Source organism: Hydrogenophaga sp. (genome assembly GCF_011390835.1).
GTDB lineage: Bacteria > Pseudomonadota > Gammaproteobacteria > Burkholderiales > Burkholderiaceae_C > Hydrogenophaga.
Genome location: NZ_JAABRQ010000001.1, coordinates 20,723 through 43,784 on the forward strand (window position 1 = coordinate 20,723; position 23,062 = coordinate 43,784).

A 23,062-nucleotide genomic window follows, 5' to 3' on the forward strand; every position below is an offset into this window, starting at 1 on the left:
CGAAGCTGCTCGAGGACAACGAGAACTTTGTGAGACACCGGCCAGCGCCCTGCTGTTGACAGCCCGCTGCCCGCCCAGCTCCGCTCCACGTCCATGCGCCCACGCCCTGACCCGGCGGTTCGAGGCTGCCTCCTGCTTGAGGCCGCACCGTCGAACGACAACCGAGCTCTCGGGTCAACGGCTCTCCGGCAATTCCTCCCTGCGTTCGCGTCTCCGGCTGGTTCACGGCAGGTTGGCGCTCCAGACCCGTCGGGGGTTGGGGCGTCCTTGTGTGTTTGAACAAAGGACAACGCATCATGAAACGCATGCTGATCAACGCCACGCAGGCTGAAGAACGCCGCCTGGCGATCGTGGACGGGCAAAAACTGCTCGACTACGAAATCGAGATTGAAGGGCGCGAACAGCGCAAGGGCAATATCTACAAGGCCGTGGTCACGCGCGTCGAGCCCTCGCTCGAAGCATGCTTCGTCGACTACGGCGAAGACCGCCACGGCTTCCTGCCCTTCAAAGAGATTTCGCGCAACTACTTCCAGGGCAACACCGCGCCTTCCCAGGCCCGCATCAACGATGTGATCAAGGAAGGCCAGGAGCTGCTGGTCCAGGTCGAGAAGGAAGAGCGCGGCAACAAAGGCGCTGCACTCACCACGTTTGTGAGCCTGGCGGGCCGCTACGTGGTGCTGATGCCCAACAACCCGCGCGGCGGTGGCGTGAGCCGCCGCATTGAGGGCGAAGACCGCCAGGAACTCAAGGCCGCGCTGGATCAGCTCGAATACCCCAACGGCATGAGCATCATCGCGCGCACCGCTGGTATCGGCCGCGATGCCGCCGAACTGCAATGGGACCTGAACTACCTGCTCAAACTGTGGAACGCCATCGATGGCGCGACCCAGGGCGGCAAAGGCGCGTATCTGATTTACCAGGAATCGAGCCTGGTGATTCGCGCCATCCGCGACTACTTCAACAGCGACATCGGTGAGATCCTGATCGACACCGACGACATCTTTGAGCAGGCGCACCAGTTCATGGCGCATGTCATGCCAGAGCACGAACACCGCGTAAAGCGCTACCGCGATGACGCGCCGCTGTTCTCCCGCTTCCAGATCGAACACCAGATCGAAACCGCCTACAGCCGCACCGTGACGCTGCCCAGCGGCGGCGCCATCGTGATCGACCAGACCGAAGCCCTGGTGGCTGTGGACGTGAACTCGGCGCGCGCCATCAAAGGCGGCGACATCGAAGAGACCGCAACCCGCACCAACCTGGAGGCCGCCGACGAAGTGGCGCGCCAGGCGCGACTGCGCGACCTGGGTGGCCTGATCGTGATCGACTTCATCGACATGGATGAGTCGAAAAATCGCCGCGAGGTGGAAAACCGCCTGCGCGATGCGCTGCGCCAGGACCGTGCACGCGTGCAGTTCGGCGCCATCAGCAAATTTGGCCTGCTGGAGATGAGCCGTCAGCGCTTGAAGCCCATGCTCAGCGAAGGCGCGTCCATCCCCTGCCCGCGCTGCGGTGGCTCGGGCCACATCCGCGACACCGAGAGCTCGGCGCTGCAGATCCTGCGTATCATCCAGGAAGAGTCGCTGAAGGACAGCACGGCCGCCGTGCTGGTGCAGGTGCCGGTCGAAGTGGCCAGCTTCCTGCTCAACGAAAAACGCACGGAGATCACCAAGATCGAGCTCAAGCAGCGCATCAACGTGCTGATGGTGCCCAACAAGTCACTCGACACACCGAACTACAAGCTCGAGCGCCTCAAGCACGACGACCCGCGCCTGGACAGCCTGGACGTGAGCTACAAGATGGCCGATGTGCCCGACGACGTGACCAGCTTCACCCGTCGCAGCCAGGAACGCACCAACAAGCAAGAGCCACTGATCAAAGGCGTGTTGCCCGACGGTCCGGCGCCGGTCGCGATGCCCAAGCCCGAGGCTCCGGTGGCCGCTGCGCCTGCGGCAGCCGCTGCACCGATGGCCCCGCGCCAGGCACCCGCGCCAGCTGAGAAGGGCTTCTTTGGATGGATCAAAGGCCTGCTGGGGGTGAGCGATGTCGCCGCGCCAGCACCCGTGGCGCAGCCAGCAGCAGCCAGCCCAAAGGCACCGGCCGAGGGCCGTGGTGGAGAGGCACGCCGCGATGGACGCGGCGGCCGCGGTGGTCGAGGTGGTTCGGAAGGTCGAAGCGAAGGCCGCGGCGGTCGACGCGGTGAGCCACGCGGTGAAGGCCGCGGCGGTGAGCGAGTAGAGGGTCGCGGGGAACCTCGTGGCGAGGGCCGCAACGGTGAGCGCCGCTCCGAAGGTCGCGCAGAGGGCCGTGTCGAGGGACGAGGTGAAGGTCGCGGGGACGGTCGGGGTGAGGGTCGGGGTGAGGGTCGCCAGGGCGGCCGACGCGACAACCGACGCGAAGCGCTTGCCACGGAAGGGCACAACGCCGGTGCTGCCCCTGCGGTGACCGACAACGCCAATGACAGCGGTGACAACCAGCGGCGCGAACGCCGCGGCCGCAACGACGGGCGCCGTCGCTCAGGTGGTGCCGAGGTGGCCGAGGGCCAGGCCCAGCCACAGCTGGACAGCACCCAGGCACAGCCCGCCGGCGATGACGCACAGACCAATCCAACGACGGACGCACCTGCCAGCGAAGAATCGGGCGAAGGCCGTGCGCCGCGCGAGCGCCGCGGCCGCGACCGCGACCGTTACGGTCGCGATCGCCGCGAGCGCGCGCCACGCGACGAGGCCGCTCCGGCCGAGCAGGCCGCTGCGTTCGAGGACACCGCCCCCCAAGGTGAGGCCACGAGCGAACAGGCACCGGCCCGCAGCAGCTACTTCACGCTGCCAGTCGAGGCGTCGGCACCCGCACCTGTGTCTGCACCGGTGGCCAACGAGCCCGTGACCGCCGCCGAAACGCCGGTTGAACCACGACCAGTGGCGCTGCGTCCGGTCGCCCAGGCCCCCGTGGCACGCCCAGCCCCTGTCGCTGCCGCGCCTGTTGCCGCACCTGCGCCCCAGGGCTTGCCCAAGGTGCAAACGTTTGCTCTGCCGGTGGACGAGATGCAGCAGGTGGCGCAGGCCAGCGGCCTGGAATGGATCAATTCCAACGCCGCCAAGGTGGCTGAGGTGCAAGCCGCGATTGCCGCCGAGCCGCGCGCCATCCACGTGCCACGCGAAATCCCGCCATCGGTGGTGGTCGACGAAGGCCCGTTGGTGCTGGTGGAGACGCGCAAGGACTTGCGCAACACCACGCTGCCGTTCGAGAACACTCAGAACAGCTGAGCGCGGATGCGGAGCCCTCGGGCTCCTGAATGAAAAAAGCCGGCATGCTCTGCCGGCTTTTTTCATGGATGGCGTGTCGGGAGCACAGCGACCACACCAGCCGGGCATTTCCCGGCAAAAGACCACGCGCGTGGCTGACCTGGCTCCCGACTCGCATCCCCAGGCTCGCCTTGCTGGCGAATGGGGATCGGCTGCATCAGCCGATCAAAGCCGCCTTCTTCCAGTTCGCCTGGGCTTCGACTTCGTCTCCCCGTTCTTCCGCCAGATGAGCCAGGCTGCACCAGGCTCTGCGCAGCAGATCGGGTTCGCTCAGGCTGTTCGAGGCCTGCCCCAGCAGCTGGGCCGCTTTGCCCCACAGCTGGCGCTGCATGCAGGCCTGACCCGCCAGGTACTGCAGGTAGGCGTTGGAGGGCTGTTCCCGCTGGCTTTGCTCCAGCTGAGCCAAGCCCGCTGCATCCAGCACCCCCAGCCCAGGCTCCAGCGCCACCACAAACTGCTTTTGTTGCCGAGCATCGAGCTGCTTGAATCCGGCCCAGATCGGTGCCAGCCACTGGCGCACCTGGCCAGCGGCCAAGGCGCGTTCGTCCTCGGTCACCGCAGGTCCGGACACCAGCTGATTGGCACGCTGACACGCGGCCAGCGCTACCTCGGGCATGTGGCGCTCGTCCGCATCCAGTCGACGCCAGATGGCGTCCAGCTGCGACAAATCATGGGCCTGGCGCAGGCTGTCGAGTGCCAGACCGCGCACGATGCTGGCCGAGGCCTGCGTTGAAAACGCCCCGTGCTTGGCCAGCAGGCGCGCGGTCTCCAGCGCTTCGGCGGTGGCGCCGCCCAGACGCGCGATGCGTAGCTTCAGGCGCAGGGCCTGGATACGACGAGCAGCGCCTTGCGGGAGTTCGGCCAGCCGGCTGCGGGCCGTCTCGGCGTCTTGATCATCCACCGCCCAGCGCACCGCCCGCAACAAGGCGCCTGCATGGGCTTCGGGTGCGCTCTTGGCGAGTTTGGGATGAAGCGCCGACAACAAATGATCGTCGCGCGTTTCGCGGTTTTGCAGTGAGTGCGCACTCTCGGCCACCAGCAGGTGTGACAGGAGCTGCAGCTGGTGGCGACGCGACCACTGGGCCGACGGCAAGCCATTGAGGCTCTCCAGAGCAGAACGGCCAGCCGCCTGCGCTCTCACGAAACGCCCGGCGAGCTGGTGCGACAAGGCATCCAGCAGCGCGCCCACAGCCGCCCGTTCCACCTGCTGTGCGCGCCAGCGTTGCGCTTGCCGCGGCAATTCCCGCAGCAGGCTCAGGCCTTGCAAGGCCAGGTACACCAGCACAAATGCCGCCACCACGCAGAAGGCGACGAAGTTGAGCGACAGATCAAACCGGTAAGGCGACCAGAACAGCGTCACCGTGGCCTGGTTGTTGCCGACCAGCAAAGCCAGCGCCACCGCCATTGCGGCCAAGGCCAGCAGCCAGAACACGCCCCGCATTGCGCCGGCCTGGCGGCGGCGATCCATCAGCGGCCTCCCGCAGCCGTGGCCAAGGCTGCCAGGCTCTCGTCAGGTCGCGGCAGCTCCACGATCAGCAATTCTTCACGCAACTTGGCGAGCTGGGCCTGTGCTGCGGCTACCGTCGGCGCCTGGGTGTCGAAGTAGCGCGTGAGCGCTGCGTCGACCGCCGTCAGGTCAGCCTGAGCCGATGCAGCCTGCCGCGCCAGCAGGCCCAGACGCGCGTTGAGCAACTTGAGTTTGAGGTTTTCTCGCAGGAAAAACGCCTGTTCGGTGGCCAGCAGGGCGGCCTCGGGCTGGTCGATGCGGCTCACCCGCACCAAGTCGCGAGTGGCCCTGACCACATCGGTCCAGGCCTGATCCCACACGCGGCGCCAGTTCGCGAGCCAGCCCGTGGTGGTCGCGGGGGCCAGCTCGGCAGCGGGCACGGGATCGGTCAACGCGGTGGGAGACTCGCTCGCAGCTGGCGAGACTTCAGCGGCCAGCGTCGGCGTGCCCGCGGTTTCGGGCACGGCATTGCTGGTAGCCGAGACGGTCACCGTCGCAGAGGCGGCGGTGGCCACGCTGGCTTGCAGACTTGGGCCCACCTGGTTCGCGACCGGCCAATCGTCCACCTGGCGGGCCAGTTCGTCCAGTCGCAGCACCACCGACGGCACATCGGCCACGGCGACGCCTTTGACCCGATCGATGTCGCGGGCGATGGCTCGCTGCACCGGGTTCAGGCGCGGCTGGGCAGAGCGCCCGATGCGCTGATCGGCCGCCTGCAGGGCCGACAGCAGGGGCGCCACGCTGCCGGTGAGCTGGGCCTGCTGCTGCGCCAGGCGCAGGGCAGACTCGATGTCTTGCACCAGGTTGTCGTCGCGCGAGCGCGACAAGGTGAGCATCAGCTCTTCCAGCTGGCTGCGCTGCAGGCTCACTTCGGACAGCCGCACCTCGGCCACCGTCAGGCGGGCTTGCAGCTCTTTGGTCAAGGCCTCGGCCTGGACGCTGATCTGGCGCGCCTGATCGGCCAGCGACACGCTTTCCTGACTGCGACGGGCCAGCTCGCGCTGGGTGGCGTCCAACCTCTGCCACAGCAGCCCCCCCACCACCAGCGCCAGCGCAGCGATAACCAGCGCCAGGCCTGCCAGCACGCCAGGCCAGCGTGCACGCGCTCGGCGACCAGCCGGCTGTGAAGCGGACGGACCTCGTGCTGGTGCTGGTGCTGGTGCTGGTGCTGGTGCTGGTGCTGGTGCTGGTGCTGGTGCTGGTGCTGGTGCTGGCGTGCCCTGCGTCGGCGCGGCTGCTGACGGTACCTCAGACGGACCGTCCTGGGGATGGGGAAGGGTGGGTTGGTTTTCACTCATGGCGCGACCCCGATTCTAGGCTGCGCAGCACATCCGCCAGCGCAGGCCGACTCTCGGTCACGGTACCGAAACCCGCGGCACGCGCCGCCTCGGCAATGCGGGGGTGCGTGGCGAGCGCGGCGGCACCTGCCCACACGGCGGAACTCATCAACTGCAGCAGGTGGTTCACCGCCTCAGAACTGCTGAACAACCAGAGGTGTCCAGGTGCAGCGGCCGCCTGCGCAGTGGCGTATTCGGCCGTCGACCACACCGGCGCACGGCGCTCATAAGCCACACAGGTCTGCACCACCGCACCCGCCGCTTCGCAGCGCCGGATCAGCCAGTCGCGACCCGTACCCGCCACCGCCGCCTCGGGCGGCGCGTCATCCTGGCCAGCCGAGTGGCCACGAACGATCAGCACCCGGGCACCGGGCACAAGTTGAGGGGCAATCACCGGCCAGAGGTGCTCGGAATCAAACTGCGGCGAATCGGGGCGCGGCGAGTCGATGCGATCGTCACCCACCCCCAGCGCATGCAAGGCCTCCGTCAGCGCCCGCGCCGTGCCGGGGCCAGGCGCCCAGAACCGCGTGCGCCACTCACCGCCCGGAGGCCTTGCCACGCCAGCAGCAAAAAAGTGTTGGACCGCCGCCGCGCTGACAAACATCACCGCGTCGGTCTGCCAGCAGGCGCAGCGCTGCTGGTCCAGCCAGGCCAGGGCCTGTGGGTCGGTGGGTTCGCCGATCTCGATCAGGGGCAAGACGGTCACTGACCAACCTTGAGCCTGCAAGGCCTGCGCCCAGTTGTGCGCCTCCCGTGCAGGCCGGGTGATAACCACGCGGCTCACCCGGACGGAGTCGGGACGCGACAGGGCGCCCGCCGCCAAGGCTTCAGGCCTCCGCAGCAGGCGGATGCGCGCCGGCGGCGCGCAAAGCGTCCGCCACGCGCTGCCCCAGCACCTCCGCCTGCGCCAGGGTTTGCACCGACCCGCGCTCGCTGACCCTCACCACCGGCTGATGACCCTCGGGATCGCCCCATGCAGCGTCCAGCTGCAAAGCGCCATCAGCAGCCCAGTGCGCGTAGGCCGCCAGCGGCATGGAGCAGCTGCCGCCCATGGCACGCGACACGGTGCGCTCGGCGGCGACCCGCTGCCAGGTGGGCATGTGCACCAGCGGCGCCAAGGCCTGCACCAGATCAGCGCGGTCTGCGCGCACCTCGATGCCCAGCGCACCCTGACCCGCAGCGGGCAAGGATTCGGCTGGCTCGAAACTGTGGCGGATGCGGCTGTCCAGCCCCAAGCGCTTCAGGCCGGCCGCGGCGAGCACGATGGCGTGGTACTGACCTTCGTCGAGCTTGCGCAGCCGCGTGTCCAGGTTGCCTCGCAGCGGCTCGATGCGCACATCCTGGCGGCCCAGCGCGTCCAGCGCCTCGCGCAGCAGCACCAGCCGGCGCAGGCTGGAGGTGCCCACGATCGCATTCGGGGGCAGCTCAGCCAGTGACGCACAGACCGGCGACACCCAGGCGTCGCGCGGGTCTTCGCGCTCCATCACGCAAGCCAGGACAAAGCCCTCGGGCAGGTCCATCGGCACGTCCTTGAGCGAATGCACCGCGACGTCGGCGCGACCCTCTTCGAGCGCCACTTCCAGCTCTTTCACGAACAAGCCCTTGCCGCCGACCTTGGACAGGCTCCGGTCTAGGATCTGGTCGCCTTTGGTCGTCATGCCGAGCAGGGACACGCGGTGGCCCATGCCGGTGAGCAGCGTCTGCACATACTCGGCCTGCCAGAGCGCGAGACGGCTTTCGCGGGTGGCGATGGTGATGGACAGCGCATCCAGGGGCTTTGAAAACGACACGATGGAGAACCCAAAAAATGACCCGGACGGCGCGGGCAGTTTCGTACCGGGTTGGTAACGGGACAAATGTTTTTGGATGCTAGCATGGCCCTTCCCCTCCCTCAGTACTCCCGAGCGCCGCCGCATGAGCCGACCCACTGCACGACCTTCCGCCGCCGTCCGCCGTGGCCGCGCCGCACACCCAGCTCAGGAAAACGACAAAGACCAGCCGCTGATCGATGACATCCGGCTGCTTGGCCGCATCCTCGGCGATGTGATCCGCGAACAAGAGGGCGCACCCGCTTTCGAGCTGATCGAGCGTATCCGCCAGCTCTCGGTCGCGTTTCGGCGTCACGACGATCAAGACGCCGACCGCGCGCTGAAAAAGCTGCTCAAAGGCCTGAGCGGGGACCAGACGGTGAGCGTGATCCGCGCCTTCACCTACTTCAGCCACCTGGCCAACCTGGCCGAAGACCGCCACCACATCCGCCGCCGCAACGTGCACGAACGTGCCGGCGACCTCCAGGAAGGCAGTCTGGCGCTGGCGCTGCAGCGGCTCAAGGCCGCCGGCATCACGCCCGCCACCGTGCTGGGCATGTTGGAGCACAGCCACATCTCACCCGTACTCACCGCCCACCCTACCGAGGTGCAGCGCAAGAGCATCCTGGACGCCGAGCGCGCCATCGCCCGCTTGCTCACCGAACGCGACAACCGCCTGCCGCGCGAGCTAGCGGACATTGAGGAACAGATCCGTGCCCGTGTCACCCAACTCTGGCAGACGCGCCTGCTGCGCTTCACCAAGCTCACTGTGGCCGACGAAATCGAAAACGCGCTGAGCTACTACGAAGCCACCTTCCTGACGCAGATTCCGCGCCTCTACCAGGACCTGGAAACCGGCCTCGGCACGGCGGATCAAGGCGTGCCCGATATCCCGCCGTTCCTGCGCATGGGCCAGTGGATTGGGGGTGACCGCGACGGCAACCCGTTCGTGACTGTCGACACCCTGCAACTGGCCCTTCACAGCCAAGCCGAGATGGCGCTGCGCCACCACCTCACGCAGGTGCACCTGATGGGCAGCGAGCTGTCGATGTCGGCCATCCTCACCCCAGTCAGCCCCGCCATGCAGGTGCTGGCCGAACGTTCCCCCGACACCAATGCGCACCGCCAGGACGAGCCTTACCGCCGCGCCCTGACCGGCATCTACGCGCGCCTCGCCGCCACGCTCACCGAGCTCACCGGCAAGGAAGCCGCGCGCCACGCGGTGGCGCCACAAGACCCCTACCTGAGCGCGGCCGACTTTCTGGCCGACCTGCGCACCATCGAAGCATCGTTGATGACCAACCACGGCGTGGCCCTGGCCCGTGCACGGCTGCGCCCGCTGATCCGTGCGGTGCAGGTGTTTGGCTTCCACCTCGCCACCATCGACCTGCGCCAAAGCTCGGACAAACACGAAGCCGTGGTAGCGGAATTGCTGAGCGCGGCGCGCATCGCCCCCGATTATTCCGGGCTGGACGAGGCGTCCAAGTGCGCTTTGCTGGTGCAACAGCTCAACGATGCGCGCCCCATGCGCGTGCTGGGTATCGAGTATTCGGAACACGCCCGCAGCGAGCTGGCCATCTTCGAAGCCGCACGCCAGGGCCGTAAGCGCTTCGGCGCGCAGGCCATCCGGCACTGCATCATCAGCCACACCGAAACCGTGAGCGACCTGCTCGAGGTGCTGGTGCTGCAGAAGGAGACCGGGCTGATGCGGGGTCTGCTGTCAGAGGACGCAACTTGCGACCTGATCGTGGTGCCGCTGTTTGAAACCATCGAAGACCTGCGCAATGCGGCGCCCATCATGCGCGACTACTACGCACTGCCGGGCGTGCGCGCCATGGTGCTGCGCGGCCAGCCCGGGGGCTACCACGAGCAAGACATCATGCTCGGCTACTCCGACAGCAACAAGGACGGCGGCATCTTCACCAGCAACTGGGAGCTGTACCGCGCTGAGCTCGCGCTGGTCGACCTGTTCAACACACTGAACCAGGAAGAAGACCGCCCGTTGCAACACGCAGTGGCCACCAAGACCCGCGCCGGCAAGGCCGCTGCGGTTTTGCCTGGTGTCGGCGCGCAGCGTATCCAGCTGCGCATGTTCCACGGGCGCGGCGGCACGGTGGGGCGCGGTGGTGGCCCGAGCTACCAGGCCATCCTGGCGCAGCCACCGGGCACGGTGCGCGGCCAGATCCGCCTGACCGAACAAGGCGAGGTGATCGGCTCCAAGTACGCCAACCCCGAAATTGGGCGTCGCAACCTGGAAACCCTGATCGCGGCCACGCTGGAGGCGACGCTGCTGCCCAGCACACGCAACGCGCCCAACGCCTTCCTGCAAGCGGCCGCCGAGCTCTCCAGCCTGAGCATGGCGGCCTACCGCGCCCTGGTTTACGACACCCCGAGGTTTGCTGAGTACTTCTTTTCTGCTACGCCGATCCGCGAGATCGCAGAGCTAAACATCGGCTCACGCCCGGCCTCGCGCAAGGCCACGCAGAAAATCGAAGACTTGCGTGCCATCCCCTGGGGCTTCAGCTGGGGGCAGTGCCGCCTCACGCTGCCGGGCTGGTACGGATTCGGGACCGCGGTGCAGACCTTCTTGCAGGTGAACGGAGCCCAAGGTGTGCCAGCCCAGACCGCCTTGCTGAAGAAGATGGTCAAACAATGGCCGTTCTTCAGCACCCTGCTCTCCAACATGGACATGGTGCTGGCCAAGAGCGATCTGGCACTGGCCTCGCGCTACGCTGAACTGGTGGACGACAAGCGGCTGCGCAAGCAGGTGTTCAACGCCATCGAGGCCGAGTGGCACCGCACGGTGCGCGCGCTGTCGCTCATCACCGGCGAAGAGCAGCGGCTGGTGAACAACTCGGCACTGCAGCGCTCCATCACGCACCGATTCCCCTACATCGATCCGCTGCACCATGTCCAGGTCGAGCTGATCCGACGCTACCGTGCCGGCGCCCAGGACCCGGAGCGCGATGGCAAGGTCCGACGCGGCATCCACATTTCGATCAACGGGATTGCAGCGGGGCTGCGGAACACTGGATGAGCCCGGAACCGGCTGACCCGCGCGCCGCAGCGCGCACCTCTTTCAGGGAGCAGCACCTGCGGCCTTGCAAGCCAGTTCCGCGGTGTTCTGAGCAGCGCCCCTGCTCACATCGTGCTTCTTTGGTCGTTTGAGCGCCAAAGCACGGCGCTCCGTAAAATGAAGCGGATGACCCACTTGATCAACGCCGACTTGCACTGCCACTCCACCGTATCCGACGGCACGCTGGAACCTGAGGCGCTGGCGCTGCGCGCCAAGGCCAATGGTGTGGACTTGTGGGCGCTCACCGATCACGACGAACTGGGTGGGCAAGCGCGTGCGATGCAGGCCGCCCACGAGGCCGGCATCGACTACTTGACAGGCGTCGAAGTGTCGGTCACTTTTTTGCACGTGACCGTGCACATCGTCGGCCTGGGCATAGACCCCACCAACAAGGACTTGCTCGAAGGCCTGCGCGCCACCAGGGGCGGTCGCGAGGAGCGCGCCCGGGAGATGGCGGCGGGATTGGCCAAGGTGGGCATCGAGGGGGTGTTTGAAGGCGCACTGAAATACGTGGGCAACCCCGAGTTGATCTCCCGCTCCCATTTCGCGCGCTACCTCGTGGAAGCCGGCGTGTGCAGCGACATCAGCGCCGTGTTCCGCAAGTACCTGACCGAAGGCAAACCGGGCTTCGTACCCCACCGCTGGGCCGCGCTCGGTGACGCAGTGCGCTGGATCACCCAGGCCGGCGGTATGGCGGTGATCGCCCATCCGGCGCGCTACGATTTCACACCGACTCAGGAATACGCGCTGTTCACCGAATTCAAGGCCCACGGCGGCCAGGGCGTCGAAGTGCTGACGGGCGCCCACAGCCCGGCCGATGCGCTGAAGTACGCCGGCATGTGCGAGGAATTCGGCTTGCTGGCTTCCCGGGGCAGCGACTTCCACAGCCCTGGAGAAAGCCGTATCGACCTGGGCCAGCTGCCCGATCTGCCGGGCAATCTGACGCCGGTCTGGGAACTCCTGCAAAACCGCATCCATTGAAGCCATGACCCACGACCGTGCCCTCGCGGCACCTGGTGCATTGGCTGGCATTGCTTTCCTGGTAAGTGCCGTGGCCTGCTTTGCAGTGCTCGACACCACGGTGAAATACGTCGGCGCCACGGTTTCGGTGGTGGTGTCGGTCTGGTTCCGCTACGCATTCCAGGCGGTGGCAATGGCTGCGGTCATGCTCCCCCGCAACGGCTGGGCTCTGCCGCGCACCGAACACCCCCGCTTTCAGCTGCTGCGTGGCCTACTGCTGACCGGCATCAGCGCGCTGGCCTTCCTCAGCCTGCAGTACATGCCGGTGGGCGCGTTCACCGCGATCATCATGACGGCGCCCCTGCTGGTCACGCTGCTCGCTGCGGTATGGCTCAAGGAGCGGGTCAGCGCCTTGCGCTGGTTACTGGTGGCTGGAGGCTTCGCTGGCACGCTGCTGATCGTGCGACCCGGTGGTGCGATCGTGGGCTGGGCCAGTCTGCTACCGCTCACCCTGGTGCTGATGTACGCCTGGTTCCAGATCCTCACCAGCCAGATGGCGCGCACCGAAAACCCGCTGACCATGCACTTCTACACCGGCTGGGTCGGCGCGGTGCTGTCCTCGCTGGTACTGCCGCTGTTTTGGACCATGCTGCCCGACGCGAAGCCCCTGGCGCTGTTGATTCTGATCGGGCTCATGGGCACGGTCGGTCACTTTCTGCTGATCCTCGCGTTCGCGCGCACACCAGCCTCTACCCTCACACCGTTTCTCTACAGCCAGGTCGGGTTCGCCATGTTGGGCGGCTGGCTGGTGTTTGGCCACATCCCGGGCGCCTGGGAGCTGGGTGGCATCGCGATGATCGTGCTGTGTGGCGCCACCGCCAGCTGGATCACCGCTCGCGAGAAGCGCCTGCCGGTGGAGGTGCCGGAGCCATGAGGCGTCTGCGTCTGCGAAAATTGGCTCCATGTCCCAGTTCTTCGAAGTCCATCCCGACAACCCGCAGCCCCGGCTGCTCAAGCAGGCCGTGGCCCTGCTCGCGCGTGGCGGCGTGCTGGCTGTGCCGACCGACTCCAGCTACGCCCTAGTCTGCCACCTCGACGACAAGGCCGCGGCCGACCAGCTGCGCCGCATCCGGCAGGTGGACGACAAGCACCACCTCACCCTGCTCTGTCGCGACCTGAGCGAGCTCGCCAGCTACGCCAGGGTGGACAACCGCCAGTACCGGTTGCTCAAGCTGGCTACACCGGGGCCTTACACCTTCATCCTCGAAGCCAGCAAAGAGGTGCCTAGGCGGGTGAGTCACCCCTCGCGCAAGACCATCGGACTGCGCGTGCCAGACCACAACGCCTTGCTCGCGTTGCTCGATCTGCACAACGGCGCGCTGCTGGCCACTACGCTGATTGCACCCGGCGAGACCGAGCCGCTCAACGACGCGCACGCCATCCGAGACCGGTTTGAACACGAGCTGGCCGGCGTGGTGGACGCTGGCGCCTGCGCACTGGAGGCCACCACTGTGGTCGACCTCACACCCATGAGCGCAGGTGGCGAGCCCGAAGTGGTGCGGGTGGGCCGTGGCCCCCTGGCACCCCTAGGGCTCTGAGCCGGGCCATCGCGCGCCGGGTCCAGGGCGTCGGGGCCCATGGGAGACAATAGCGGTTTGCCATTTGGTCTCCCCATGGATTTCGCCCAGATCATTCAAAGCATTGCGGTGAATGCCATTCCGCTGCTGTTTGCCATCACCTTGCACGAAGCGGCGCACGGCTACGCCGCACGTCGCTTCGGTGACAACACGGCCTACCTCATGGGCCGGATCACGATGAACCCCCTCAAGCACATCGACCCAGTGGGCACGATAGGCATGCCGATCCTGCTGTATTTCGCCACGGCTGGTGCCTTTTTGTTCGGCTATGCCAAGCCTGTGCCGGTGAATTTCGGCCGTTTGCGCAACCCCAAGCGCGACATGATCTGGGTGGCGCTGGCTGGCCCCGGCTCCAACCTGGTGCAAGCGGTGTTGTGGGCCGTGCTCGGCTATTTGCTGGCGGGCGTTGGCGTTGAAGAAAAGTTCTTTTTCCTGGTGGTCGAAGCGGGCATCAAGTGGAACCTGATCTTGCTCATCTTCAATCTGCTGCCCCTGCCGCCTCTGGACGGTGGCCGCATCCTGGTGGGCTTGTTGCCTCCGGGGCCATCGCTGGCGGTCGCGAAAATCGAGCCTTACGGCTTCTTTGTGCTGCTCGCACTGGTGTTCACCGGCCTGGTCCAGAGCTACTGGTTGCAACCGCTGTACGTGCTATTCAGTCAAATCATCGCATTGCTGCTGACCCCCTTGCGCATGCTCGTTCTTTGAGCCCACTGTCTGCTCATGAAAACTCAACGCGTCCTCACCGGCATCACCACCTCGGGCACCCCCCACCTGGGCAACTACGTGGGTGCCATCCGGCCCACGGTGCGCGCCAGCCGGCTGGCCGAGGTTGAGAGCTTTTATTTCCTGGCCGATTACCACGCCCTCATCAAGGTCGGCGACCCGGCCCGCGTGCAGCGCTCCACGCTGGAAATTGCCGCCACCTGGCTGGCCTGCGGCCTCGACCCCGAAAAGGTCACCTTCTACCGCCAGTCGGACATCCCCGAAATCCCCGAACTCACCTGGCTGCTCACCTGTGTGACCGGCAAGGGCATGCTCAATCGGGCACACGCCTACAAGGCCTCGGTGGACAAGAACACCGCCGCCGGGGAAGACCCGGACGCGGGCGTGACCGCTGGCCTGTTCATGTACCCGGTGCTGATGGCCGCTGACATCCTGATGTTCAACGCCCACACGGTTCCCGTGGGGCGTGACCAGGTGCAGCACATCGAGATGGCCCGCGACATCGCGGCCAGCTACAACCACCTTTACGGCGCTCATTTCACACTGCCCGAAGCGGCCATCGAGGACAACGTGGCCCTGTTGCCAGGGCTGGATGGCCGCAAGATGAGCAAGAGCTACGACAACACCATTCCGCTGTTTGTCCCCCGGGATCAGCTCAGAAAGCTCATCATGGGCATCCTGACCGACTCGAAAGCACCTGGTGAGCCCAAAGCGGTGGCCGGTTCGGCGGTATACCAGCTGTTTCAGGCCTTTGCCAGCCCCAAGGAAAGCGACGAGTTTGCCCAGGCGTTTGCCCAAGGCATCGCCTGGGGCGACGCCAAACAGCGGCTGTTTGAACGCCTAGACCAGGAAATTTCGCCCCTGCGCACGGTCTACGAAGAACTGATCCAGGACCCGGCACGCATCGAGCAGACGCTGCAGCAGGGTGCCGCCAAGGCGCGCGCCATCGCCACCCCGTTCACCGCACGCCTGCGCCAGGCCGTGGGGTTGCGGTCGCTGGACTCTGGTCAGACCCCCGTGGTCGCGACCAAGCCCGGCAAAGTGGCGCTGCCAAGCTTCAAACAGTACCGGGAAGCGGATCAGCGCTTTTATTTCAAGCTGGTCGATGCCCAGGGACAATTGCTGCTGCAAAGCGCGGGCTTCGACTCACCCAAGGCCGCGGCGCAATCGATGGCACGCATCCGCCAGGAGGGCCTGGCCTGTCTGGGCGAGTTGTCGGCTGAACTGAGCTTTCAGGCGGCGCCCGAGGCCCTGGAGGGCGCGCTGTCGCAGCTGCTCGCAACCGACTCCAAATCTCCTGAATGAGTTCGCCTGAGTCGATGCACGGTACCGGTGCGCAGGAACGAACGAGCGCAGGCAGGCATCCGATCAGCACACCATCGCTAGAACTGGGGTATTCATCGGCTGCTTTGGCCTATCGCCAAATGCTACCTTTGCCGATATGCTCTATCCTGAGATAACAATTCCTAATACGTCGGGTTTCCATGAGTATTTTTGTCATTGATGACCATCCGCTGATGCGGGAAGCCGTCGTCATGCTGTTGCGCCGCCTGCGCACCTCTACCCAGGTTGTCGAGCTGGAGCGGCTGGCCTCGGTGAGCAAGGCCATCGCCGAGCATGGTGACCCCGAGCTGGTGTGCCTCGATCTCAAGCTGCCAGACACCAACGGCGTCTCGGGTGTACGCGAAGTGCGCCAGATGCTGCCCGACACCTCGCTCATCGTGCTGTCCGCATCGCCTGCCTCTGACTACGAAGACCTCGCGCGCGAAGCCGGAGCCGATGCCTACGTGGAAAAGTCCGCTGGCGCTGCGCAGATCGCCAAGGTCTTGCGCGAGTTCCTGACCGAAGAGGTCGAAGATGAAAACGCGCCCACCGTGCCCGACAAGCTCTCCAAGCGCCAGAAGCAGTTACTGGTGATGCTGGACCGTGGGCTGTCCAACCGGGACATCGCGGAGCAACTGCAGATCAGCGAACACACGGTGAAGGTGCACCTGTGGCGCCTGTTCCGCCGCCTCAATGTCAAGAGCCGTTCGCAAGCCAGCCACTTGGCGCGCACGGCCGGTCTGCTGGACCTCTGAGTTCGCGCCTACTGCCGGCTTAGCCAGCGACCCGCACCAGGGTGGCCTCGGGCGCCTCGTCGGTCTGGGTCTGGGTGAAAGCCGGTAGCATCACCCGGAACACACTGCCTCGTCCCTCGACCGAGTTCAGCGCCAGCTGATAGCCCATCAGCATCGACAGCTTGGAGACGATGGTCAGGCCCAGGCCCAGACTGTCCTCGGTGCCGTGGTGCTGTGAGACCCGGAAGAACTCCTGGAAAATGGCCTGCTGGTGTTCTCGCGCAATGCCCACGCCCGTGTCCCAGACCTCAAACATCAGCATGTCTTCGCGGTATCGCAGGGCGAGCAGCACGCCACCCGCCTGGGTGTGGCGCAAAGCGTTGGACACGAGGTTGCCCAGCATGCGCCGCAGCACCACCGGATCGGCCCAGATCGTGGTGGGCCGGGTGTGGGTGCGCAGCTTCAGCGCCTTGGAGCGGGCCACCGGCTCAAACTGCATCGCCACATCGGCAAAAAGCTGCTGCACGTCCACATGCTGCAGTCGCACCTTGTAGTTGCCGGCGTCGATGCGGGTGAGGTCGAACAGCGAATCGAAGAGCTCGTTGATGGCGCGAGTGGACTGCAAGATGCGCGGGGCAATGTCCCTCGCCATCTCTGGCTCGCTGGAAAGCCAGTCGGCGTACAGACTGAGCGCGTGCACCGGCTGGCGCAGGTCGTGGGCGGCTGATGCCAGAAACCGGTTCTTGGTGGCCACGGCGCGAAGGGCCGCCCGGGTCTGCTGGGTCAAAGAGTCGATCAGCTCCTGATTGGAGAACTGCAGCTCGAAGCTGGCCCGGTGAACCTGGTGCAGGCGTTCGCCGGCGGTGCGCAGCAGCCACCAGAAAATCAGCATCAGCAAAACGATCACTGCCACGAGCTGGCGATTGGTTTCCTGCACCACACCCAGCAGATCGGGCAGCACCAGGCCAGCCAGCGCAGCGCCAATCAGTGTGTTGGTGTATTGCCGCAGCAGCGGCAGATAGGGCGCAAAAGACGTCAGCGAGATCATGCCGTGGCCGAGGATGACCAAACCAACGATGAACTGCGTCTGCACGCTGGCCTGCTGGAAGGTGATGGCGACCGACAGGCCCCACAACAGACCCACCGCGCCCCAGGTCCATCCATAGCGATCGACGAACGTCATTCGCATCGGGCCTTCCACGCTGTCGTAGCGCAGCCGGTACTGCCCGATCATGCGAAAGCGATAGATCAGCACCGCGCCCAGCGTGCCCGCCCACACCGCCAGCACGGAGGGGTGCACTTCGCCCAGCATCAGGTACACCATGATGGGCAAGGCACCGCTGGCCGCCAGCAGCGCCGGCATGGCGCCGTCCATGACCACGCCGATCAGTTGAGAGTTGACCCACTCCTCGCGCACCTCGGGTGAGGCCGGCAGGTGCTGATGGGTGGCCGGCTGGGTATCAACAAGCATGGACGGTGGGGTGGCGCACGGTGATCCATTGTCGCACCGCACCGCTGCGGGACGGTCGCCGGAAAAGCAGGGCTCCGCACTGCTAGAATCTCTAGCTTCGACGCGGAGAGGTGGCAGAGTGGTCGAATGCACCGGATTCGAAATCCGGCGTACAGTTTAGACTGTACCGAGGGTTCGAATCCCTCCTTCTCCGCCAAAAGCGACCCATGAAAAGCCCGGCATCCCCGGGCTTTTTGCTTTCCGAGCCCGACGCTTCTAGCCGCTCAGCCGCTCCAGCCCACCCAGATAGGGCCGCAGCACCTCGGGCACCTGCACGCTGCCATCGGCCTGCTGGAAGTTCTCCAGCACGGCCACAAGTGCCCGGCCCACAGCCAGGCCGGAGCCGTTGAGCGTGTGCACCAGTTCGTTCTTGCCCTGGGCGTTCTTGAAGCGCGCCTGCAGCCGGCGCGCCTGGAACGCTTCGCAGTTCGAGATGGAGCTGATCTCGCGGTAGGTACCCTGCGCCGGCACCCAGACTTCGAGGTCGTAGGTCTTGCTGGCGCCAAAACCCATGTCGCCGGTGCACAGGCTCATGACCCGGTACGGCAGGCCCAGTTTCTGCAGGATGGCCTCGGCGTGGCCGGTCATGGCTTCCAGCGCGTCGTAGCTCCGCTCGGGATGCACGATCTGAACCATCTCGACCTTGTCGAACTGGTGCTGGCGGATCATGCCGCGCGTGTCGCGGCCCGCGCTGCCGGCCTCGGAGCGGAAACAGGGGGTGTGAGCCGTGAGGCAGATCGGCAGATCGGTCTCCGCCAGCACGGTGTCGCGCACCACATTGGTCAGTGTGACTTCACTGGTGGGAATCAGGTACAGCTGCTGGCTGTCCTCACCGCCCTCCTGTCCGCCCTTGTTGACGGCAAAGAGATCGGCCTCGAACTTCGGCAACTGCCCGGTGCCTCGCAGCGTCTCCGCATTGACGATGTATGGCGTGTAGCACTCGGTGTAGCCGTGCTCCTGCGTCTGCACGTCGAGCATGAACTGGGCCAGTGCCCGATGCAGCCGCGCGATGGGGCCACGCATGAAGGTGAAGCGGGCTCCGGCGAGCTTGGCGCCGGTCTCGAAGTCCAACCCCAGAGCGGCGCCAATGTCCACATGGTCGCGCACCGGAAAGTTGAACACCCGGGGTGTGCCCCAGCGCCGAGCTTCCACGTTGCCGTGTTCGTCGCTGCCCAACGGCACGCTGTCGTGCGGCAGGTTGGGCACCGCCAGCAACAGGGCCTGCAGCTCGGACTGGATCAGATCCAGCCGCTGGGCTGAGCGCTCCAGCTCGCTCTTGAGCTCACCCACCTGCGCCATGGCCGCATCGGCCTCGGCGTGCTGGCCCTTGCCCTTGAGCATGCCGATCTGCTTGGACAGGCTGTTGCGCTGGCTTTGCAGCTCCTCGGTGCGGGTCTGCAGCGTCTTGCGCTCGGTCTCCAGCCCCTGGTAGGCCACCACGTCGAGATAGGGCTGGGGCGACTTGCGCGTCTGGAGGCGCGCGACCACGGCGTCGAGGTCTTTTCGGAGATGAACGAGATCTAGCATACGACGATTGTAGTTTTGCGCCGCTGGTCATCCGGGGGCGCCTGTTCCGTTCAGCGCAGGTGATCGAGCGGCTCAGAGTCTTCGCCAGCGATCTTCAGTCCCTTGGGCAAGGGGAACTTGATGGTCTCGGTGAGGCCGTCCATGGTGCGCACGGAGATGGCGCCCAAGGCCTTGATGCGGTCGACCACCTGGCGCACCAGGATTTCTGGCGCCGAAGCACCCGCTGTCAGGCCCACGCGCGCCTTGCCTTCGAACCACTGTGCCTTCAGCTCATCTGCGCTGTCCACCAGATAGCTTTCTGTCCCCAGCTTCCAGGCCACTTCCCGCAGACGGTTGCTGTTGGAACTGGTCGGGCTGCCCACGACGATGACCACATCCACCTGCGGGCTGAGCAGCTTGACCGCATCCTGCCGGTTCTGGGTGGCGTAGCAGATGTCCTGCTGTTTGGGTTCGCGCACCAGCGGGAAACGCGCTTTCACGGCCGTGAGAATTTCCGCGGCGTCGTCCACCGACAGCGTGGTCTGCGTCACCACTGCGAGCCTGGACTCCTGGGCGGGCGCGACCGTGGCCACGTCGGCCACGTCTTCCACCAGATGGATGCCACTGTCGAGCTGGCCCATGGTGCCCTCCACCTCTGGGTGACCCTTGTGGCCAATCATGATGAATTCGTAGCCTTCGCGGTGCAGCTTGGCCACCTCGACATGCACTTTGGTCACGAGCGGGCAGGTGGCGTCAAAGATGGTGAAGCCGCGCCTGCGTGCTTCGTCCTGCACCGCCTTGCTCACGCCGTGGGCGGAAAACACCAGCGTGGCGCCCGGAGGCACGTCGCTCAGGTCTTCGATGAAGATCGCACCCTTGTCCTTCAGGTCGTTGACCACGTAGGTGTTGTGCACGATTTCATGCCGCACATAAATCGGCCGGCCAAACTTGGCCAGGGCGCGCTCGACGATTTCGATCGCACGGTCCACCCCGGCGCAAAAGCCCCGAGGCTCGGCCAACACGATTTCCTGAGCCTGACTCATCACAACACCCCGATCAACTGAACTTCAAAGTGCACCGGTTGACCGGCCAGTGGGTGGTTGAAGTCAAACAACACCGCACCGTCTTCGCGAACCTGCACCGCCGCACCCGCATAACTGCCCAGACCATCGGGCGTGGGGAACTGCACCACGTCACCCACAGAAAATTTTTCGTGAGGGTCACCCAGCTCGCTCAGCAGCTTGCGCGCCACCCATTGGATCATCTCTGGCTGGCGCTCGCCAAACGCCTCGCCCGCGGCCAGCTCGATCACCGAGCGCGTGCCTTCCTCAAGGCCCAGCAAACGCTGCTCGATGGCGGGAGAGAGCTCCCCGGTGCCCAGACTGAGCGTGGCGGGCTGGCCGCCGAAGGTATCGATGATGACCTGACCCTGGGGGCCCGACATGCGGTAGTGCAGCGTGAGGAAAGAGCCTTCTTGGACCTGGGACATGGACAGATTGGGGAGGTTGGAGGGGTGAATGAAAGCCAATGTGCCTGATCATCTCGCGAGGCGCTCAGGCGCGCCAAACCGCCTATTGTAAAAAGCGGCACCTCACCGGGAGCACACGCCATGGATGGCCTTGTCACGACCGGGCTGAAACGCCTGCCGCAAGACGCACGCCCGCGCGAAAAACTGCTGGCACGAGGCCCCGCGGCGCTCAGCGACGCCGAGTTGCTGGCCTTGCTGCTGCGGACCGGACTGCCGGGCAAACACGTGTCCAGCTCGCGCAGGAGCTGCTGGATCGTTTTGGTGGCTTGGCAGGCCTGCTGCACGCCAGCACCGACGCGCTCAAGGCCATCAAGGGCCTGGAGCCAGCCAAGCGTGCCGAGGTGGCAGCAGTGCTGGAGCTCGCGAGGCGAGCGCTCGCGCAGGAACTGCGACAGCAGGCACTGCTCGACAGCCCGAAAGCAGTGCGCGACTACCTGCAGCTGCAGCTGGGCGCCCGCCAGCACGAGGTGTTTGCGGTGATGTCTCTGGATGGCCAGAACACGCTGCTCGCGCTCGAGGAGCTGTTTCGCGGCACGCTGACGCAGACCAGCGTGTACCCGTGCGAGGTGGTGCTGCGCGCCCTGCACCACCATGCTGCCGCCGTGGTGCTGGCCCACAACCACCCCAGCGGCACCGCCCAGCCTTCACGCGCCGACGAGGCATTGACCCAGTCGCTCAAGGCCGCATTGGCGCTGGTGGATGTGCGTGTGCTGGACCACTTCATCGTGACTCGGAATCAGGCGACCTCCATGGCCGAACTGGGCATGATCTAGATTGAGACTCCCCCTGAGCAGCTTCCCACCTGAGGGTGCCCCCAACTGCGACCCGGCGGAGTCGGTTCCACAGTGCGCGCGGGGCTTGAGGCACGCGTGCCGGGCAATGTTCAATTTCTGACGAACAAGTCAAGAGCGACTTTCTCGGGCAAGGCCATGGATACGCAGTGATCGCGCCTGCGACACAATGAACCACCATGAAACTGCGTTCGCTGTCAGAACTCAAGCCGCTGCAGCAGGCCATCGCCCGGCGGGCGGCGGCCGAGCTGGCGGCGCTGGAGGCTGAACGGTTGCAGCGAGAGCGGCAGGACCGAGAACAGCGACTGTTCGAGCTGGCAGTAGGCCCAGTGCTGCCGCTGCGCGCGACGCATCGCGTTCAGCACAGGCGGTTGCCCGCGTTGCCTGAGCCCCGTCAGCGCCAGCGCGACGAGGCCAATGTCATGCGCGAAGCGCTGTCGGACGAGTTCGATGTCGAGACCTTGCTCCACACCGACGATCTGCTGAGCTACCGCGTGCCCAGGCTGGGGCCGGACGTGGTGCGCAAGCTGCGCGAAGGCCGCTGGAGCATCCAGCGCCAGATCGACCTGCATGGCCTTCGCACCGACGAAGCCCGCGAGGCCCTCGGCCGCTTCATCCGCGAAGCGCACCAGAGCGGGTTGCGCTGCGTGCGCGTGGTGCACGGCAAAGGCCTGGGTTCACCGGGGCGCGTTCCCGTGCTCAAAAGCCGTGTGCACCGCTGGCTGGTGCAAAAACACGAGGTGATGGCGTTTGTGCAGGCACGGCCTGCCGATGGCGGCGCGGGTGCGCTGGTGGTGTTGCTGCGCCCGAGCTAGGGTCAGTGCGCACCTGGCTGGTTGCGCATCCAGTCGGCGGTCTGGAAAAAGCTCTGGTTCAGACGCTCGCGCAATGCCGGGGCCAGCCCGGTCTCTTGCATCGCTTGGTCCATGCAAGCCAGCCACTGATCCCGTTCTTGAACCCCAATCGCAAACGGCATGTGGCGTGCGCGCAGGCGCGGGTGGCCAAAGCGCTCGGTGTAGTGCTGGGGTCCACCCAGCCAGCCACAGAGGAACCAGTGCAGCTTGTCTCGTGCCTCGACAAGCGTGTTGCCGTGCGCGGCGCGCAGCTCGGCGTAGCCAGGCTCAATGTCCATCAGGTCGTAGAAGCGGTCCACCAGCGCGCGCACCGCCGCTTCACCACCGGCCCATTCAAACGGGGTCTGGGGAACGGGATGGGCGGTGTTCTCGGTCATGTCAGGTCGGCGGTGTCTTGGTTCAGGGATCCCACGGAACCGGCTTCGCCGGGCCGCAGGGGTGGCAAGAGGGGGAGTTCCCCAAGGGC

The 23,062-nt window shown here is 65.9% G+C and carries 18 protein-coding genes, 1 tRNA gene and 1 pseudogene; 11 read left to right on the forward strand and 9 right to left on the reverse strand.

The window, feature by feature from the left end; genetic code table 11:
- Positions 1 to 296 precede the first annotated feature (296 nt).
- On the forward strand, positions 297 to 3,263 hold the full coding sequence (locus tag GPT34_RS00105) for an Rne/Rng family ribonuclease (protein ID WP_291008010.1): 2,967 nt from the start codon (positions 297 to 299) through the stop codon (positions 3,261 to 3,263).
- Between the two features lie 196 nt (positions 3,264 to 3,459).
- Here GPT34_RS00105 and GPT34_RS00110 read toward each other — a convergent pair whose 3' ends face one another.
- The 4 genes from GPT34_RS00110 to hemC form a co-directional block, all read right to left on the reverse strand.
- On the reverse strand, positions 3,460 to 4,743 hold the full coding sequence (locus tag GPT34_RS00110) for a heme biosynthesis HemY N-terminal domain-containing protein (RefSeq protein ID WP_291008982.1): 1,284 nt from the start codon (positions 4,741 to 4,743) through the stop codon (positions 3,460 to 3,462).
- A gap of 26 nt (positions 4,744 to 4,769) precedes the next feature.
- Positions 4,770 to 5,894: a uroporphyrinogen-III C-methyltransferase gene (locus GPT34_RS00115; RefSeq protein ID WP_291008013.1), complete on the reverse strand. Its 1,125-nt coding sequence runs from the start codon at positions 5,892 to 5,894 to the stop codon at positions 4,770 to 4,772.
- A gap of 205 nt (positions 5,895 to 6,099) precedes the next feature.
- Positions 6,100 to 6,969, reverse strand: coding sequence for a uroporphyrinogen-III synthase (locus tag GPT34_RS00120; RefSeq protein WP_291008016.1), 870 nt, complete (start codon positions 6,967 to 6,969; stop codon positions 6,100 to 6,102).
- 4 nt (positions 6,970 to 6,973) lie between these two features.
- The gene (gene hemC, locus GPT34_RS00125) at positions 6,974 to 7,939 is read right to left on the reverse strand and encodes a hydroxymethylbilane synthase (RefSeq protein ID WP_291008985.1); all 966 of its coding nucleotides are present in this window, start codon (positions 7,937 to 7,939) and stop codon (positions 6,974 to 6,976) included.
- Positions 7,940 to 8,060: 121 nt separating this feature from the next.
- Here hemC and GPT34_RS00130 point away from each other — a divergent pair, with 121 nt between their 5' ends.
- The 7 genes from GPT34_RS00130 to GPT34_RS00160 all read left to right on the forward strand — a co-directional run bounded on the left by GPT34_RS00130 (position 8,061) and on the right by GPT34_RS00160 (position 16,428).
- Complete coding sequence (locus tag GPT34_RS00130; protein ID WP_291008019.1) at positions 8,061 to 10,991, forward strand: phosphoenolpyruvate carboxylase; 2,931 nt, start codon at positions 8,061 to 8,063, stop codon at positions 10,989 to 10,991.
- A gap of 165 nt (positions 10,992 to 11,156) precedes the next feature.
- Positions 11,157 to 12,011 carry a 3',5'-nucleoside bisphosphate phosphatase gene (locus tag GPT34_RS00135; RefSeq protein WP_291008022.1) on the forward strand — a complete coding sequence of 285 codons (855 nt, stop codon included), beginning with the start codon at positions 11,157 to 11,159 and terminating at the stop codon, positions 12,009 to 12,011.
- A 4-nt stretch (positions 12,012 to 12,015) separates the two neighbouring features.
- Positions 12,016 to 12,924: a DMT family transporter gene (locus tag GPT34_RS00140; RefSeq protein ID WP_291008025.1), complete on the forward strand. Its 909-nt coding sequence runs from the start codon at positions 12,016 to 12,018 to the stop codon at positions 12,922 to 12,924.
- Between the two features lie 28 nt (positions 12,925 to 12,952).
- Positions 12,953 to 13,588 (forward strand): L-threonylcarbamoyladenylate synthase, encoded by a 636-nt coding sequence (locus GPT34_RS00145; RefSeq protein ID WP_291008027.1) that lies wholly within the window; start codon positions 12,953 to 12,955, stop codon positions 13,586 to 13,588.
- 75 nt (positions 13,589 to 13,663) lie between these two features.
- Positions 13,664 to 14,332, forward strand: coding sequence for a site-2 protease family protein (locus tag GPT34_RS00150; protein ID WP_291008030.1), 669 nt, complete (start codon positions 13,664 to 13,666; stop codon positions 14,330 to 14,332).
- Between the two features lie 15 nt (positions 14,333 to 14,347).
- Positions 14,348 to 15,655 (forward strand): tryptophan--tRNA ligase, encoded by a 1,308-nt coding sequence (locus GPT34_RS00155; protein WP_291008033.1) that lies wholly within the window; start codon positions 14,348 to 14,350, stop codon positions 15,653 to 15,655.
- 179 nt (positions 15,656 to 15,834) lie between these two features.
- A complete protein-coding gene (locus tag GPT34_RS00160) occupies positions 15,835 to 16,428 on the forward strand; it encodes a response regulator transcription factor (RefSeq protein ID WP_291008036.1) in 594 nt (197 codons plus the stop codon).
- Between the two features lie 19 nt (positions 16,429 to 16,447).
- Here the strand turns inward: GPT34_RS00160 and GPT34_RS00165 are convergent, their stop codons facing one another.
- Positions 16,448 to 17,878 carry a HAMP domain-containing sensor histidine kinase gene (locus tag GPT34_RS00165; protein WP_291008039.1) on the reverse strand — a complete coding sequence of 477 codons (1,431 nt, stop codon included), beginning with the start codon at positions 17,876 to 17,878 and terminating at the stop codon, positions 16,448 to 16,450.
- 104 nt (positions 17,879 to 17,982) lie between these two features.
- On the opposite strand from GPT34_RS00165, the gene GPT34_RS00170 reads away from it, so the two are divergent.
- Positions 17,983 to 18,074, forward strand: a tRNA-Ser gene (locus GPT34_RS00170).
- Between the two features lie 59 nt (positions 18,075 to 18,133).
- On the opposite strand, the gene serS is transcribed toward GPT34_RS00170, so the two are convergent.
- From serS to GPT34_RS00185, 3 genes are read right to left on the reverse strand one after another with little or no spacing between them, the layout of a single operon-like run.
- Entirely contained in the window at positions 18,134 to 19,444 is a 1,311-nt protein-coding gene (gene serS, locus GPT34_RS00175) for a serine--tRNA ligase (RefSeq protein ID WP_291008042.1), read from the reverse strand.
- Between the two features lie 50 nt (positions 19,445 to 19,494).
- A complete protein-coding gene (gene ispH / locus GPT34_RS00180; RefSeq protein ID WP_291008045.1) occupies positions 19,495 to 20,466 on the reverse strand; it encodes a 4-hydroxy-3-methylbut-2-enyl diphosphate reductase in 972 nt (323 codons plus the stop codon).
- Entirely contained in the window at positions 20,466 to 20,912 is a 447-nt protein-coding gene (locus GPT34_RS00185; RefSeq protein WP_291008049.1) for an FKBP-type peptidyl-prolyl cis-trans isomerase, read from the reverse strand. The genes ispH and GPT34_RS00185 overlap by 1 nt, the downstream gene beginning before the upstream one ends.
- Before the next feature lie 120 nt (positions 20,913 to 21,032).
- On the opposite strand from GPT34_RS00185, the pseudogene radC reads away from it, so the two are divergent.
- Both radC and GPT34_RS00195 read left to right on the forward strand, forming a co-directional pair.
- Positions 21,033 to 21,724: pseudogene (radC, locus tag GPT34_RS00190) on the forward strand (DNA repair protein RadC).
- A 197-nt stretch (positions 21,725 to 21,921) separates the two neighbouring features.
- A complete protein-coding gene (locus GPT34_RS00195) occupies positions 21,922 to 22,557 on the forward strand; it encodes a Smr/MutS family protein (RefSeq protein WP_291008052.1) in 636 nt (211 codons plus the stop codon).
- A gap of 2 nt (positions 22,558 to 22,559) precedes the next feature.
- Here GPT34_RS00195 and GPT34_RS00200 read toward each other — a convergent pair whose 3' ends face one another.
- Positions 22,560 to 22,973 (reverse strand): group II truncated hemoglobin, encoded by a 414-nt coding sequence (locus GPT34_RS00200; RefSeq protein WP_291008055.1) that lies wholly within the window; start codon positions 22,971 to 22,973, stop codon positions 22,560 to 22,562.
- Positions 22,974 to 23,062 lie beyond the last annotated feature (89 nt).

Bases quoted from the DNA above. Each gene is read 5' to 3' on its own strand.
- GPT34_RS00105 (WP_291008010.1), top strand. From the start codon at position 297: ATGAAACGCATGCTGATCAACGCCACGCAGGCTGAAGAACGCCGCCTG.
- GPT34_RS00110 (WP_291008982.1), bottom strand. From the start codon at position 4,743: ATGCGGGGCGTGTTCTGGCTGCTGGCCTTGGCCGCAATGGCGGTGGCG.
- GPT34_RS00130 (WP_291008019.1), top strand. From the start codon at position 8,061: ATGAGCCGACCCACTGCACGACCTTCCGCCGCCGTCCGCCGTGGCCGC.
- GPT34_RS00135 (WP_291008022.1), top strand. From the start codon at position 11,157: ATGACCCACTTGATCAACGCCGACTTGCACTGCCACTCCACCGTATCC.
- GPT34_RS00140 (WP_291008025.1), top strand. From the start codon at position 12,016: ATGACCCACGACCGTGCCCTCGCGGCACCTGGTGCATTGGCTGGCATT.
- GPT34_RS00145 (WP_291008027.1), top strand. From the start codon at position 12,953: ATGTCCCAGTTCTTCGAAGTCCATCCCGACAACCCGCAGCCCCGGCTG.
- GPT34_RS00150 (WP_291008030.1), top strand. From the start codon at position 13,664: ATGGATTTCGCCCAGATCATTCAAAGCATTGCGGTGAATGCCATTCCG.
- GPT34_RS00155 (WP_291008033.1), top strand. From the start codon at position 14,348: ATGAAAACTCAACGCGTCCTCACCGGCATCACCACCTCGGGCACCCCC.
- GPT34_RS00160 (WP_291008036.1), top strand. From the start codon at position 15,835: ATGAGTATTTTTGTCATTGATGACCATCCGCTGATGCGGGAAGCCGTC.
- GPT34_RS00165 (WP_291008039.1), bottom strand. From the start codon at position 17,878: ATGCTTGTTGATACCCAGCCGGCCACCCATCAGCACCTGCCGGCCTCA.
- serS (WP_291008042.1), bottom strand. From the start codon at position 19,444: ATGCTAGATCTCGTTCATCTCCGAAAAGACCTCGACGCCGTGGTCGCG.
- ispH (WP_291008045.1), bottom strand. From the start codon at position 20,466: ATGAGTCAGGCTCAGGAAATCGTGTTGGCCGAGCCTCGGGGCTTTTGC.
- GPT34_RS00185 (WP_291008049.1), bottom strand. From the start codon at position 20,912: ATGTCCCAGGTCCAAGAAGGCTCTTTCCTCACGCTGCACTACCGCATG.
- GPT34_RS00195 (WP_291008052.1), top strand. From the start codon at position 21,922: ATGAAACTGCGTTCGCTGTCAGAACTCAAGCCGCTGCAGCAGGCCATC.
- GPT34_RS00200 (WP_291008055.1), bottom strand. From the start codon at position 22,973: ATGACCGAGAACACCGCCCATCCCGTTCCCCAGACCCCGTTTGAATGG.